Consider the following 13,783-nt stretch of genomic DNA (forward strand, 5'->3'; position numbering starts at 1 on the left):
GCGCCGCACCCCGCCCAGCGGCCCGCACCGGAGCACGGCGAGGTCCGCGGCGTCGGCGAGCGCGCCGGGCGTCACCTCGGCCAGGTCGGCGGCGGACGCGTCGACGGCGACCAGGACATCGACCCGGTGGTGCACCGCGGCGAGCTCTCCGATTGTGCGGCAGGGATGTTCGACGAACTCGAGACCGCCGGCGGCTTCGTCGAGCGCTTCGATCGCACGCACCGCCGTGTCGACGTCCCACCGCCGGTACGGGATGCAGCGCAGGGCACCGGCCGTGCCGATGGCGTCGCGGACGGCGGCGACGCGGGCGATGTCGCCGGCGAGGGAATCCGCGGTACCGATGACGGTGACGTCGGCGGCTCGGCAACCGGACGAGGCGGCCATCGCGTGCGCGCGGTCGGTGCCGACAGCGGGCACCGGAACGGCGATCGGCACCCGCCCGCGCAGCGGGTCGGGCCAGCCCACGGTGCCCGGTTCGGCGGCAGCGGTCAGCCAGCGCGCGGCCTCGGTGTCACCGCCGTCGGCGGGCGGGCTGAACTCGCCCCACCCCTGCGGACCCTCGAGCAGCATGCCTTCGCACACCGTCGGCCCACCCCGGGCGTCGATCGCCGGGATGGCGAACGCGGGTGCGGCGTCGAAGTCGATTAATGTTCTCACCAGCAGACCAAGCTACGGGTTCGATGTCCGACGACGCGGCGGGACGGGTGAAGATGGATGTCTTGAGGACACCCGACCACCGTTTCGCGGACCTGCCCGGCTTCGACCTCGCACCGCACTACATCGACGTGCGAAGCCGCGGGGGCGAGCCGGTGCGGATGCACTACGTCGACGAAGGGCCGCCCGATCGCCCTGCGGTGCTGCTGCTGCACGGACAGCCCACGTGGTCGTACCTCTACCGGACGACGATCGGGGTGCTCGTGGATGCCGGGCACCGCGTCGTCGCGCCGGACCACATCGGCTTCGGTCGCTCCGACAAGCCAACGCAGAGAACGGATTACACCTTCGGCCGGCACGTCGACTGGGTGCACAGCCTGGTCACCGGGCTGGATCTGCGGGAGGTGACCCTGGTGGCTCAGGACTGGGGCGGGCCGATCGGGCTGAGCGTGCTGGCCCGCGACCCGGACCGGTTCTCTTGCGTGGTCGCCAGCAACACCATCCTGCACACCTGTGACCCCGCGTTGGCGGGGGCCCTGACGTGGCCGCACCACGGAGTCGGCGACGATGCGGTGCTGTTGACCGAGACGCTGTTGGACTACGTGTCGTACTACCAGCGCAGTCCCACCATCACAGCCAGCATGTTCCTCGACGCCGTCGCCGGGCCGCTGGAACCCGGTGTGCTCGCCGCGTACGACGCGCCGTTCCCGGACCCGTCCTATCAGGCCGGGCTGCGGCAGCTCACCGCGCTGATCCCGTTGACGCGCAACGATCCTGGCGCCGCGATCGGACGCGCCACGATGGCCGCGCTCGAGCGGTGGCACCGGCCGTTCCTGACGGCCTACTCCGACGGCGATCCCGCGACCGCCGGCTGGGAGAAGGTGTTCCAGCAGCGGGTGCCGGGGGCGCGGGATCAGGCGCACGTGACCATCGCGGGTGCCGGCCACTTCGTGCAGGAGCAACGCGGGGCCGAACTCGGCCGCATCGTCGCCGAATTCGCCGGGGCCGGGCGGTGAGCCGGCCGGATCACGCCGGCGGCGGTGACCAGTGCACCACCTTCATGGCAGTCATCTCGTCGAGGAGTTCCGGGCCGTAGCCCATGCCGCTGCCACTGGCGCGGCGCGGTTCGGCGGCGCCGCCCGGCGCCCCGCCGAACACGGCGTTGATCTTCACCGTGCCCACAGGAAGCGCCCGCCACGCCTCCTGTGCGTGTGCCATGTCCGGCGTCAGCACGGTGGCCGCCAGGCCATAGCGGTCGTCGGCCGCCTCCGCGAGCGCGGTGCCGAAGTCCGGAACCACCCGCACCGGGGCGATCGGACCGAACGTCTCCTCGCGGAACACCAACATGTCCGGAGCGCAGTCGGTCAGCACGGTCGGCGGATAGAAGGTGCCCGGCCCGCGGCCCCGCTCGCCCCCGGCGAGCACCCGCGCTCCCTCCTTGACCGCCTCGGTGACGTGCCGGTGCACCACTTCGCGCTGACGCTCGTCGACCAGCGGCCCGATCCGGTCGGCCCAGACGCCGGCCTGCTCGACGAGCGCGTCGAGGAACGGTTGAGCGACGGATTCGGTGACAAAGATGCGTTCCACGGACACGCAGATCTGGCCCGCGTTGGCGAAGGCGCCCTGCGCCGCCTGCTCGGCGGCCCACCGTGGGTCCACGCCGTCGTCGACGAGCAGCGCGTCGTTGCCGCCGTTCTCCAGGATCGCCTCAGCGCCCCGCTCGGCGCAGGCCCGGGCGATGGCGCGGCCGGTGACACTGCTGCCGACGTGCGCGACGACGTCGACCTCGTCGGCTGCGGCGAGCCGGGCGCCCACCGTCGCGTCGCCGTCGACGATCTCCAGCACACCGTCGGGCAGCTGGGCGGCCAGCAATTCGGCGAACCGGCGGCCGGTGCCCGGGCACCGCTCACTGGGCTTGTGCACGACCGTGTTGCCGGTCACCAGCGCAGCGCCCAGCAGCCCGGCCGCCACGGCGACGGGGTCGTTCCACGGCGTCAGCACCGCCACCACGCCGCGTGGCTCGGGGATCATCAGGTCGGTGGCCGACCAGCCGCCGTGCAGGCTGCGGCCGCGGTGCAGCGGGCCCAGTTCCGCGTACTGGACGAGTGTCCCGGCGCCGGCCTCCACACCGCCGCGCGCGTCGTCGATGAGCTTTCCGGTCTCACGTTCGTTGAGGCCGGCCAGCTCGTCGGCGGCGGCGCGCACCGCGCCGGCGGCCGCACTCAGCGCGGCAGCCCTCTCGGCGGCCGGGGTGCGGGCCCAGCCTGCCGCGGAAGCATGCGCGCGGCGCACCGCTGCGTCGCAGGTGGACGCGTCGGCGATCGGGACTTCGGCGGCGACGTCACCGGTGCGGGGATCGCGGATCGTCATGGTCTCGGGCACGGTTTCGTGTACCCCTGCCGTCGGTGATTACACCGCGTGGTCGAACACGCGGCGCGCTCAGCCCGCCGCGTTGGGGCGCAGCGGCGGGCACTCGCCGCGCTCGTCGGTGGCGAGCTCGAAGTGCCAGTTCTCGTTGGCGAAGATCTGGCAGAGCCCGAATCGGCGGCCATTGGCGATCATCCACTCCGCCGCGGTGGTCGGGCCGATGTCGATCGCCTCGCCGACGACATGCCTTGACACCTCGGGGGTGGCGACGAACTGCCGTGCGGCGTCGAGACCGCCGTAGGTGCGCACGCCGTCGTCGAGCAGCCGCTGCTGGAATCCGCGGGACCGCCACCCCGAGGTGATCCTCATTTCGACGCCGTCGGCGGCGGCGCGCCGGGCGGCCTGCTGGACCGCGTCGAGCAGCGCGGGGTCCAGGAGTTCGAGGATCGGCGTCGACACCTCGAACGGGCTGAGCATCGTGTCGCCGGGAAGCAGGCCGCCCACCGTGTCGGTGGCGGCGTCACCGATGGTCAAGGTGTCGGCGTCGGTCGGGCCGGTGCCCGGGTACTGCGCCGCCGGGCCGATCAGCAGGGCGGCGCCGGGCGGCCGGGAGTCGTCGGCGACAGTCGGGACCGGTGGGGCGGCCGGTCCGGCGGGCGGCTGCGGCTCGGTTGCGGCCGGGGTGCACGCGCTCAGCGCGACCGTCGCCGCCGTGATCGCGATGAGCACCGGCAGCCGCATGCGGAGATCCTATTTCGGATGCGGGCGCGCCGGCGGACCCGGCCGTCGATGTGGGAGTCCGCCTCGTCGCGGCTACGATCGCCGACATGTCGCAGCCTTTGCCCGGTGAGACGCCGGACACCGGGGTACCGCAACGCTCACGGTGGGTGTCGGGCACTGCGCTGGTGCTCGCCGTCGCGGCACTCGGCCTGTCCGGGTGGGCGCTGTGGCGCACGTTCCCCGGGTCGGCCGCCGATGTGCAGTACCCGCAGGCGCAGCGTGATCAGGCCAGGCAGAACGCCTGTGCGGCAGTGGATCTGGTGCGGACGGGGGTGTCGTTGAACACCGGCGAGCCCGGGCCCGTCGCGCCTGACGACGTCGCGGGATCGCTCGCCGCAGCCGCCAATGCCCGGCTGTCCCTCTTCGACGGTGGCCAGTACCTGCTGGCGCGCCTGGACCCGGCGACCCCCACCGAGCTGTCCGATGCGGTGCACCGACTCGCCGACGCACTCATGGACATCGCGGCCGCAGCGACGGCAGGCGCGCAGAACTCCGATCCCGATCAGGCGGCCCGGTTGAGGGACGCCGACGCGGCCGACGCCGAGGTGCGGCGGCTCTGCGGCTGAGTCGTCCCGGTCAGGCGTTCACCGTCGTCACCGCGAGCTTGGTGTCCGTCCCCGCGACCCGGATGTCGACGGTGCGGATCTGCGAGGTGGGGATGACCGTGGCGGCGGCGAGCCCGGTGGCTTCGTCGCCGGCCGGACTCCACGACGCCACCGTCGACTGAGCGCCGTCGACGGTGGTGACCACGAGGTCGTAACTCGCCACGCCGGTGGCCCATTCGGCGGTGTACTCGCACGTCCAGTCGAACCGGGTGCCCCAGCCCTTCTCGGACACCGCGAGCGCGGCGCTGACACCGCCCCGGGAGCCCGGCGACATCGCCTGCAGCGCCACCTCGCCCGTCGGGGTGGCCTGCCGCGGGATCACCGCGTACCCGACGAAGCCGCCGATGAGCAGCAGTGCCGCTGCGGCGGCGAGCGCACTCGTCCACATCCCCGTCCGCGAGCGGCTCTTCCGCACGGCGCGGGCGTCGGCGAGGGACGTCACAGCGACGGGCTCCCCCGGTTCTTCGTCCGTGCCGGCCGGATCGAGGAGCGCGTAGGCCTCCTCGGGTGTCAGCGCGTCGAGGAGCGGCGGGATCACCCGCAGCTCGTCCACCTCCGCGGCGCGCGCGGGATCGGCGGCGAGATACCGCTCGTACTCCTGCTGCTCCTGCGGCGTCAGGGCGCCGAGCACGTAGGCCGCATCCCACTCGGCCAGGTTGTCGTCCGTACTCATCGGACCACCCCCCTCTCCTCCAAAGCTGTTCGCAACGCCCGAACCGCGTAGTGCAGCCGTGATTTCACGGTGCCGGGCGGAACCCCCTCGTGCGCGGCGATGTCACCGATGGTCTGCCCGAGGTAGTACGTCCGGACGATCGCGGCCCGGTGCTCCGAGCTCAACGACCGCAAGACGTCCGCCAGCACCATCTTGTCGACCGAGGGGCCGAAGATGTCAGGCGTCTGCCGCTCCGGCATCTCCTCGGTCTGCTGCTCGCGGGTGAAGCGCGCGCTGCGACGATCGTCGATGACCAGGTTCTTGGCGACGGTGTTCAGCCAGGCCCGCACCGACTCACTCGGCCGGGCCAGCACCTCCGGCTTCTGCCAGAGCCGCAACAGTGACTCCTGCACCACATCCTCCGCGAACTGCTGATCGCCGCGGGTCAGCCGCAGCACATAGCGCTGAAGCGGAAGGCTGTGCGCATCATGCATCGCGCGCAACTGCTCGGCCTGGCCGGCGGTGCGCGCTGTGGGTGGCGTCTCCGGGCTTGTCATCTCTCACCTGTTCGACGGGTGGGACTGCGATCCGGTTCAACCCGACACCGGTTGTGCCCGATTCTGTCAGGCTTGGCACCGCGGCGCGGAGGTCACCGCGAACCGAGCTGAACCTTTTCGACCCCCGGCCCGTCGATGGGAATGACCCGCTCCGCCCGGAGCGCACAGAAAGGACCTCGTCATGGGTGGATACCGCCGGATCGTGCTCACCTGCTCCGGTGCGTTGCTCGCACTGGGCACTCTGTCGGCCTGCGGCGGTGGCTCCGAACCCGCGAAACCGGATGCCACGCAGACCTCGTCGGCCACGTCCGCCGCCACCGCCTTCCCGCCGTCGGCCACCTTCGTCGCCGACATGGACAAGGACGGCGCCGCGATGACGATAGGCATCACCGTCGACGGCAAGAACATCACCGCGTACGCCTGCAACGGCACCGACGACGAAGCCTGGTTCTTCGGCGAACAGAACGCCGGCGGCATCGACATCACGTCCCGGTTCCGCGACACACTTACGGCGTCGTTCGACGGCACCGATGTCGAGGGCGACCTGACCATGGACGGGACCACCTACGAATTCACCGCCGCCCCCGCCGAACCGCCCGCCGGCATCTACACCGCGGCCGCCGGCACCACCCGCGCGTCCTGGATCGTGCGTCCCGACGGCTCGTCGCTCGGCGTGCAGTTCACCGGTGACAACGACGACCTCACGGTCTTCGAGAAGCAGCAGCTGAAGCAGGCGGAGTTCCGCGAAAAGGTGCGCAACAAGCGTCAGCTGGAGCGGGCTGAGCGCCTCGAGCGCGCGCAGAACGGATCGATGAGCGCGACGATCAACGGCACTCTGGTCTCCCCGAACCGGGTGAACGGATCCTTCCGGCCCTGAAATCGGTTGCCCCGGCGGGCCGCATCTGATCGGCTCGTCCGCATGTCTCCGACCCGGTGGCCCTCACTCGCCGACCAGTACGCACTTGCGCAGCTGGTGTACCGCGACGGGGGCCACCGCGTCGTCGACGACTGGCTGTCGGAGCAGACGGCTCGGGTCGACGATCCCGAATTCGCGGCGCAATTCCGCGAGGTCCGGTTGCCGGGCATCACCCCGGGCGAGTTCGCCCACCGCCTCGTCGGCTCCTCCCGGGGCGCCCTACTCGGCGGCATCAGGTTCCGCGGCCGCGACATCGGACGGCCGTTCGTCGAGGTCGTCGCCCACGACTTCGAGGACCTCGACGACCTGCGGGACTGCGTGCGGTCGGAGTGGGCGGCGTTCGCGCCGGGCGCCCTGCGCCTCTATGCCACACCCGGCCGGCTCACCGGTGCCGGAGTCGTCACCGACCTGACAGTGCACGCCGCACGCTGCCGCGACATGGCCGCCCCGGACGGCCGGGTGGAGCTGACACGGTTCGACGTCGGCGACGAGGCGGTGCAACTCGTCGCCCGCGCGTACGGCAGGCTGGCAACGACCGATCCGGCGCTGCGCCGCAACATCTTCCCCGCCGACGCGGAGGCGGTGACCGCTTGGTGCGCGGACGGCCGGGCACATGCCGTGCGTGCGGGCGGGCGCACCGTCGGACTGCTCGCGGTGGCCCCCGGCCGGGTCAACTGGCTCGAGGGCGACGAGATTCTGGAGGAGGCGATCGAACCCGAGTACGCCGGCCGTCGCTATGCCGCATCGGCGCAGACATGCTGGGCGCGCCTCGTCGGCGACCGGGACCGCCTGCTGTTGGGCACGATCGACCGCCTCAACACCGCGTCGCGGCACACCGCGCTGCGTGCGGGCAGGCCCGCGGTGCTCGAAGCCGTGTTCCTCGCGCTCGGGGACGGCGAGGAAGGTCGCCGAGTCCCCTGATCACAAGCCGATCACGGCCCGGCGTGGGCGGCACGCCGGACCGCTTCGACGGCGATACCGTGCCCGGTGCACTGCCAACGAACCGAGACGGATACCGATGATGGCTTGTTCTGAGTCCAGGTCGCGCGCACGGACACCCCGGGCGTCGGTCGTCGTCCTGCTCGCGCTGATGCTGCCGGGCCTGCTGGGGATTGCGGGCCAGTCCGCCACTGCCGCCGCCTACTCGCGGGAGGGACTGCCGGTGGAGACCCTGGCGGTGCCGTCGCCGTCGATGGGGCGCGACATCCGGATCCAGTTCCAGGGCGGCGGTCCCCGCGCGGTGTACCTGCTCGACGGCCTTCGGGCCCAGGAGGACGCCAACGGGTGGGACATCAACACCGCGGCGTTCGAGTGGTACCACCAGTCGGGTCTGTCGCTGGTGATGCCAGTCGGCGGACAGTCGAGTTTCTACAGCGACTGGTACCAGCCGGCGGCGGGTTCCAGTGGCACCGTCACCTACAAGTGGGAGACCTTCCTCACCCGGGAGCTGCCCGCCTGGCTGGCGGCCAACCGCGGCATCTCACCGACAGGGAATGCCGTTGTGGGCGTGTCGATGTCGGGCGGGTCAGCGCTGAACCTCGCGATCTGGCATCCCGCCCAGTTCATCTTCGCGGGATCGCTGTCGGGTTACCTCAATCCCTCACTGGGCTTGTGGCCCACCATGATCGGGCTGGCGATGAAGGACGCGGGGGGTTACAACTCGACGAACATGTGGGGGCCGGCCCGTGACGTCGCATGGCGGCGCAACGACCCGACGGTCAACATCGCCAGGCTGGTCGCCAACGGCACGGCGGTGTGGGTGTACTGCGGCACCGGCACGACATCGGACCTGAGCACTGCGGGAGGCAATTTCGGCGGGACGTTCTCCGCCGGCTTCCTCGAGAACATCACGCTGAACACCAACAAGGCGTTCCAGGAGAGCTACGTCGCCGCGGGCGGGCGCAACGCGATCTTCAACTTCCCGCCGGACGGGAACCACAGCTGGGGGTACTGGGGTGCTCAGCTGCAGGCGATGAAGCCTGACCTGCAGAAAGTGCTCGGGGCGGCTCCCACAGCCTGAGCGGCAACCTCAGCGCAGGCGCTCGCCGTAGACGTGCGCGACCGTCATCGTCATCAGCACGCGCCGGTCGGAGACCATGACGCTGCGGTACTCGTCCCAGTCGGGATGCTCGCCCGCAGCCCTGCGGTAGTAGTCGACGAGGGCCTCGACTTCGGGACCGTGCGGGTCGGTGCCCGGGCCGGTGAGCGTGACCGTGCCCTCCGCGGTGGCCCAGGACCACCCGTCGGGACTCGTCACCTCCAGTGCGGCACGCGGATCCCGGCGCAGGTTGGCGGTTTTCGCCCGGCCTTCGGTCATCGACACGTAGAGCAGGTCGGCGTCGCGGTCGTAGTACGGCGTGACCGGCGACAACTGCGGACGGCCGTCGGCTTTCAGCGTGGCGAGCACACCCAGCCGGCTCTGGGCGACCAGCGCACGCGGGTCGAACGTGATGTCGGTCATGTCGAGAGCCAACCATTCGCCGGCAGCGGCCTATTCCGCGGCGGTTTGGACGGCGCCGAAACGGCCACACCGTAGTCGGTACCGGAAAGGAGTGGATGCCGACGTGCTCACCGCGGTCTTGTTCGGGCTCGCCGCGTCCAGCGCCCTCGTCATCGGGGCGTCGGTCGGTGTGCGGTGGAGTCCACCCAAGAAGGTCACCGGGGTGCTGCTGGCGTTCGCCAGCGGCGCCCTCATCTCGGCGCTGGCCTTCGAACTCTTCGAAGAGGCGTTCACGATGGGCGGCGCACTTCCGTCGGGGCTGGGCCTGCTGGCGGGCGCCGCCACGTTCGTGCTGATCGACACCGCGCTCGATCGCCACATCAGCGGCAAGTCCGGCCCGGACGAGCGCGAGGTCGCGGCGTCCGGCGGGCGTTCGGGCATGGGCCTCGCCCTGCTGGCGGCGGTGACCCTCGACGGTGTGCCGGAGAACCTCGCCCTCGGGGTGTCCCTGGTCGGCGGCGTTTCGCTGTCGCTGCTGGTGGCGATCTTCTTCTCGAATCTGCCGGAGGCCCTGGTCAGTGCCGTCGCGATGCGCAGCGGCGGGACCAGTGTGCGTGCGGTGATCGGGACGTGGGTGGCGTGCGGGGTGCTACTGGCCGCGGCGGTGGTGATCGGTCGCTTCACAGCGGGCGCGATGAGCGAACACGTCCTCGCGGTGGCTCTGGCGTACGCCGGCGGCGCGGTGCTCGCCTCGCTGGCCGACACCCTGATGCCCGAGGCCTTCGAACACGGCCGGCCGCTGAACGCCTTCGCCACCGCCGGCGGCTTCTTCCTGTCGTTCGTGCTGGCGTCCTGACGGGGATCGCCGCCTTAACCGGCGTAATACGCCGGTATCGCCGCACCGGCGCCGGACCCGCTGGGTATTGTCGTCAGCGTCGCTTCGGTCGGAGGCGGACGCGGCCCGCGTGATGTGAGGTGAAGGACGACTTGCCGATGCGCGCCCCGCACGACTCGGGACCGATGCCCGTGCTCCCACCCCCGATCGAGCGTCAGACGTTGTCCCTTCTGTTGGTCGAGGATGACCGCGGCGACGCCGTACTCGTCCAAGAACTGGTGGCCGACGCTGACGCCGACTTCATCGTCGTCTGGGCCGAGTCGATGGCGCAGGCCGAACGTGAGCTGACGATGAGGCGCCCGGACTGCGTGCTGCTCGACATGCATCTGCCCGATGTCAACGGCATCGAGGCGCTCGACCGCATCGCTGCCCGCGACGCCACCATCCCGGTGATCGTCCTCACCGGCCGCAACGACGAGCACTTCGGGGTCTCCGCCGTCGCCTCCGGCGCCCAGGACTACCTGGTCAAGGGCCGGGTGGAACCGGAGATGCTGCGTCGCGCGGTGCTCTACGCCATCGAACGCAAGCGCGCGGAGCTGACCGCGGTGGAACTGCACGCCAGCCGGCTGCGGGCCCGGGAGAACTCCCGGCTCGAACGCGGGCTGCTTCCCTCGCCGCTGCTCCTCGACAATCCGGGCGTCGAGATCGTCGCGCAGTACCGCCCCGGCCGGGAGAACGCCCTGCTCGGTGGCGACTTCTACGACTTCGTGCAGACACCGGACCGCACGGTGCACGTGATGATCGGTGACGTCGCAGGTCACGGACCGGACGAGGCGGCGCTCGGCGTGGCGTTGCGCATCGCGTGGCGCGCGTTGACGTTCGCCGGCCTGCGCGGCAGCGAGCGGATGCGACAGCTCGAGCGGATCCTGCATGCCGAGCGCGCCAGCAGGAGGATCTTCGCCACCGTGCTCAGCCTGGCGATCCCGCCAGACAAACCGCTCATCACCGCGGTCCGTGCCGGTCATCCGGGGATGCTGCTGCACGGTCACGGGACGGTGGACTGGGTGGAGCCACCCGGCGGTCCCGCCCTCGGGCTGCACTCCGGTGACTGGGCGCCCCAACAGGTCGAACTCCCCGTCGGGAAGGGACTGGTCCTGTTGACCGACGGGCTGTTCGAAGGGCATTCCGGCCGCGGCAACGAACGGCTGGGCGAGGACGGACTCCTCGCATTGGCCCGGTCGCTGGCCGACCTGCCCGGCCCGGAGTTCGTCGAAGCCCTGATCAACGGAGCGGAAGAGATGGCGCGTGGCCACGGCGGCATCACCGACGACATTGCGGTGGTGCGGGTGGAACGGACGCCGCAGTGACCGGTGAACCAGCATCCGTCGCCGATCGGCACCGGGGCTCGCAGCTGACGGTCGCAGGCTGGCAGACCCTGGTGCTGGCCGTCATCGGCTTCGTCGTACTGGCGGGCGCGGTGGCGACCGTGGTGCTGCTCAACCGGACCGACGGCGTGGCCCGCGATCTGGTCGACGGCATCCAGCCGTCCCGGGTGGCGGCCTATCAACTCCAGGCGGCGCTGCGCGACCAGGAGACCGCGGTTCGCGGATACGCCATCGCCGCCGATCGCCAGTTCCTCCAGCCGTACTACGACGGACAGCGCGCGGAGCAGGTCGCCGCCGATGACATCCGCGCCAGGCTGGCTGACCGGCCCGACCTGCTCACCGCCCTGGACGCCATCGAGAAGGCCGCCGACTCGTGGCGGACGAACTATGCGGAGCCGTTGATCCGCAGCGTCACTCCCGGCCAACCGAGCTTCGTCGACAGCACGACCGCCGAGCGCGGCAAGCTCGAGTTCGACAACCTGCGGGCCCTGTTCAACGTCCAGAACGAGCAGTTGTCGGTGGCGAGAGCCACCGGCGTGGGCGAACTCGCCGAGGTCCGCACCTGGCGGGACCGGGTTCTCGTCGCGATCGTGGTGGCGTTCATCGCCGCGGCGGTGGGGTTGGCGGTGCTGGTCCGCAACGCGGTCAGCCGCCCGCTGGAACGCCTGGCCGAGACGTGCCGCCGCATCACCGAAGGCAATTTCACCGAACGCATCGTCCCCCGGGGGCCCAAGGACATCCGCGGCATCGCCGTCGACGTAGAGAACATGCGGCAGCGCATCGTCGACGAGCTCGACTCGTCGCGATCGGCGCGCGAGCGGCTGGTGCTGCAGGCCGAAGCGCTCGACGAGCAGGCCGTCGACCTGCGTCGGTCGAACGCCGAACTCGAGCAGTTCGCCTACGTCGCCTCGCACGATCTGCAGGAACCGCTGCGCAAGGTGGCTTCGTTCTGTCAGCTTCTGGAGAAGCGGTACGGCGATCAGCTCGACGAGCGCGGGATCTCCTACATCGGGTTCGCCGTTGACGGGGCCAAGCGGATGCAGGTGCTGATCAACGACTTGCTGACGTTCTCCCGCGTCGGCCGGCTCAACGCGACGTACGCCGAGATCGAGCTCGAGGCCACCCTCGACGCCGCGCTGTCCAATCTGGAGACCTCGATCGAGGAGGCAGGCGCGCAGATCGTGCGGTCGGCGCCGCTGCCCCGGGTGGTCGGCGACCCGACGCTGATGGCGATGCTCTGGCAGAACCTGATCGGCAACGCCGTGAAGTTCCGGCACGAGGACCGCGCTCCGCGCATCGTCATCAACTGCGAGGCCGGCGCCGGCGACCACGATGGGCAGTGGCTGATCACCGTCACGGACAACGGCATCGGCATCGGCCCCGAGTTCGTCGATAAGGTGTTCGTGATCTTCCAGCGGCTCCACGGCCGCGACACCTACACCGGCACCGGCATCGGCCTGGCGTTGTGTAAGAAGATCGTCGAACACCACGGTGGCGCCATCTGGATCGACACCGACTACTCCGACGGGACCCGGTTCCGCTTCACCCTGCCCGCTGCGCTCACCGCGCCCCACGCCGCAACCGACGAACTGGCGGCGGCTTCACCGGAAGGAACACCCTCATGACCACGGCCGGCCGCGCCATCGACGTCCTGTTGATCGAGGACGACCCCGGGGACGAGTTGATCACCCGGGAAGCGTTCGAGCACAACAAGATCAAGAACAACCTTCATGTCGCGCACGACGGCGAGGAAGGCCTCGACTTCCTGTATCAGCGAGGCGCCTACCCGGACGCGCCGCGTCCGGATCTGATCCTGCTCGACCTCAACCTGCCGAAGTACGACGGCAGGCAGCTCCTTGAGACGATCAAGTCCGATCCCGATCTGTCGCACATTCCGGTCGTCGTGCTGACCACCTCGTCGGCGGAGGAGGACATCCTCCGCAGCTACAAACTGCACGCCAACGCATACGTGACAAAGCCCGTCGACCTCGATCAGTTCATGAACGCGGTACGCCAGATCGACGAGTTCTTCGTCCAGGTGGTCCGGTTGCCGCAGTTCTAGGCGGCGTCAGCGCGGGGGCAGCGCGCCGTTGCCGGACTGGCGGGCGTTGTTGTCGATGGTGTTGATCCACTGCCGGAACTGGAGTCCGGCCACGATCGGCGGCAGGGTCTTCGCGGGTGCCGCCGAGTCCGACCGCTGCCACGGCTGACAGCCGGAGGTGCTGAAAGCCCGGTCCGTCGCCTCGATCGACACCGTCTGAGGCTTCTTCGTCATCGCGTTGTCGAGGATCTCGCCGTGGTCACCGGCGCCGAGGCGCTTCCAGTAGCAGACGCCGCCTTCCACCGGTCCGGAGGACACGTACGTTCCGGGGACAATCTGGGTGCCCACGTTGTAGGAGCCGTCCTCGCTCATGGCGGTCTGCGGCTCGGCCGGTGGTGCGCCTTCTTCGGGCGCGGCGTCCGGGGCCGGTGCCGATCCCGGCGAAGCCTCCGCGGGCGGTGCGGCTTCGGCGGGCGGTGCGGCCTCCCCGGGCGGTGGGGCCTCCTCGGGAGGTGCGGCCTCCGCGGAAGGTGCGGCTTCGGCGGGCAACG

General features: G+C 70.7%; 16 protein-coding genes. 9 read left to right on the forward strand and 7 right to left on the reverse strand.

The window, feature by feature from the left end:
• On the reverse strand, positions 1–657 hold a 657-nt coding region (locus H7I41_RS02690), incomplete at its 3' end, for an enolase C-terminal domain-like protein (RefSeq protein WP_264011020.1).
• Between the two features lie 23 nt (positions 658–680).
• Between H7I41_RS02690 and H7I41_RS02695 the strand changes: the two genes are divergently transcribed.
• Positions 681–1,670, forward strand: a complete 990-nt coding sequence (locus tag H7I41_RS02695; protein WP_308214576.1) for a haloalkane dehalogenase — start codon at positions 681–683, stop codon at positions 1,668–1,670.
• 10 nt (positions 1,671–1,680) lie between these two features.
• Here H7I41_RS02695 and H7I41_RS02700 read toward each other — a convergent pair whose 3' ends face one another.
• Entirely contained in the window at positions 1,681–3,024 is a 1,344-nt protein-coding gene (locus tag H7I41_RS02700) for an aldehyde dehydrogenase family protein (RefSeq protein ID WP_264011033.1), read from the reverse strand.
• A gap of 69 nt (positions 3,025–3,093) precedes the next feature.
• A complete protein-coding gene (locus tag H7I41_RS02705) occupies positions 3,094–3,762 on the reverse strand; it encodes a M15 family metallopeptidase (RefSeq protein WP_264011021.1) in 669 nt (222 codons plus the stop codon).
• An 86-nt stretch (positions 3,763–3,848) separates the two neighbouring features.
• Between H7I41_RS02705 and H7I41_RS02710 the strand changes: the two genes are divergently transcribed.
• Positions 3,849–4,367: a hypothetical protein gene (locus H7I41_RS02710; RefSeq protein ID WP_264011022.1), complete on the forward strand. Its 519-nt coding sequence runs from the start codon at positions 3,849–3,851 to the stop codon at positions 4,365–4,367.
• Positions 4,368–4,377: 10 nt separating this feature from the next.
• Here the strand turns inward: H7I41_RS02710 and H7I41_RS02715 are convergent, their stop codons facing one another.
• Positions 4,378–5,079: a hypothetical protein gene (locus H7I41_RS02715; RefSeq protein WP_264011023.1), complete on the reverse strand. Its 702-nt coding sequence runs from the start codon at positions 5,077–5,079 to the stop codon at positions 4,378–4,380.
• Positions 5,076–5,615 (reverse strand): sigma-70 family RNA polymerase sigma factor, encoded by a 540-nt coding sequence (locus tag H7I41_RS02720; protein ID WP_264011024.1) that lies wholly within the window; start codon positions 5,613–5,615, stop codon positions 5,076–5,078. The genes H7I41_RS02715 and H7I41_RS02720 overlap by 4 nt, the downstream gene beginning before the upstream one ends.
• A 181-nt stretch (positions 5,616–5,796) precedes the next feature.
• Between H7I41_RS02720 and H7I41_RS02725 the strand changes: the two genes are divergently transcribed.
• From H7I41_RS02725 to H7I41_RS02735, 3 genes are all read left to right on the forward strand, one after another.
• Entirely contained in the window at positions 5,797–6,492 is a 696-nt protein-coding gene (locus H7I41_RS02725) for a hypothetical protein (protein WP_264011025.1), read from the forward strand.
• 42 nt (positions 6,493–6,534) lie between these two features.
• The gene (locus tag H7I41_RS02730; protein ID WP_264011026.1) at positions 6,535–7,452 is read left to right on the forward strand and encodes a hypothetical protein; all 918 of its coding nucleotides are present in this window, start codon (positions 6,535–6,537) and stop codon (positions 7,450–7,452) included.
• A gap of 169 nt (positions 7,453–7,621) precedes the next feature.
• Positions 7,622–8,551, forward strand: a complete 930-nt coding sequence (locus H7I41_RS02735) for an esterase family protein (protein ID WP_264011034.1) — start codon at positions 7,622–7,624, stop codon at positions 8,549–8,551.
• Between the two features lie 9 nt (positions 8,552–8,560).
• Here H7I41_RS02735 and H7I41_RS02740 read toward each other — a convergent pair whose 3' ends face one another.
• Positions 8,561–8,992, reverse strand: coding sequence for a PPOX class F420-dependent oxidoreductase (locus H7I41_RS02740; protein WP_264011027.1), 432 nt, complete (start codon positions 8,990–8,992; stop codon positions 8,561–8,563).
• A 103-nt stretch (positions 8,993–9,095) separates the two neighbouring features.
• On the opposite strand from H7I41_RS02740, the gene H7I41_RS02745 reads away from it, so the two are divergent.
• From H7I41_RS02745 to H7I41_RS02760, 4 genes are all read left to right on the forward strand, one after another.
• On the forward strand, positions 9,096–9,827 hold the full coding sequence (locus H7I41_RS02745) for a ZIP family metal transporter (RefSeq protein ID WP_264011028.1): 732 nt from the start codon (positions 9,096–9,098) through the stop codon (positions 9,825–9,827).
• 137 nt (positions 9,828–9,964) lie between these two features.
• Positions 9,965–11,173 (forward strand): PP2C family protein-serine/threonine phosphatase, encoded by a 1,209-nt coding sequence (locus H7I41_RS02750; protein ID WP_264011035.1) that lies wholly within the window; start codon positions 9,965–9,967, stop codon positions 11,171–11,173.
• Complete coding sequence (locus H7I41_RS02755) at positions 11,170–12,816, forward strand: sensor histidine kinase (protein ID WP_264011029.1); 1,647 nt, start codon at positions 11,170–11,172, stop codon at positions 12,814–12,816. Before H7I41_RS02750 ends, H7I41_RS02755 begins: the two co-directional genes overlap by 4 nt.
• A complete protein-coding gene (locus tag H7I41_RS02760) occupies positions 12,813–13,253 on the forward strand; it encodes a response regulator (protein ID WP_264011030.1) in 441 nt (146 codons plus the stop codon). Before H7I41_RS02755 ends, H7I41_RS02760 begins: the two co-directional genes overlap by 4 nt.
• A gap of 6 nt (positions 13,254–13,259) precedes the next feature.
• Here H7I41_RS02760 and H7I41_RS02765 read toward each other — a convergent pair.
• Positions 13,260–13,783: Rv1352/Rv1906c domain-containing protein (locus tag H7I41_RS02765; RefSeq protein ID WP_372503650.1), on the reverse strand; the 524-nt coding region annotated here is incomplete at its 5' end.

This window comes from [Mycobacterium] manitobense (assembly GCF_025821665.1).
Lineage (GTDB): Bacteria > Actinomycetota > Actinomycetes > Mycobacteriales > Mycobacteriaceae > Mycobacterium > Mycobacterium arseniciresistens.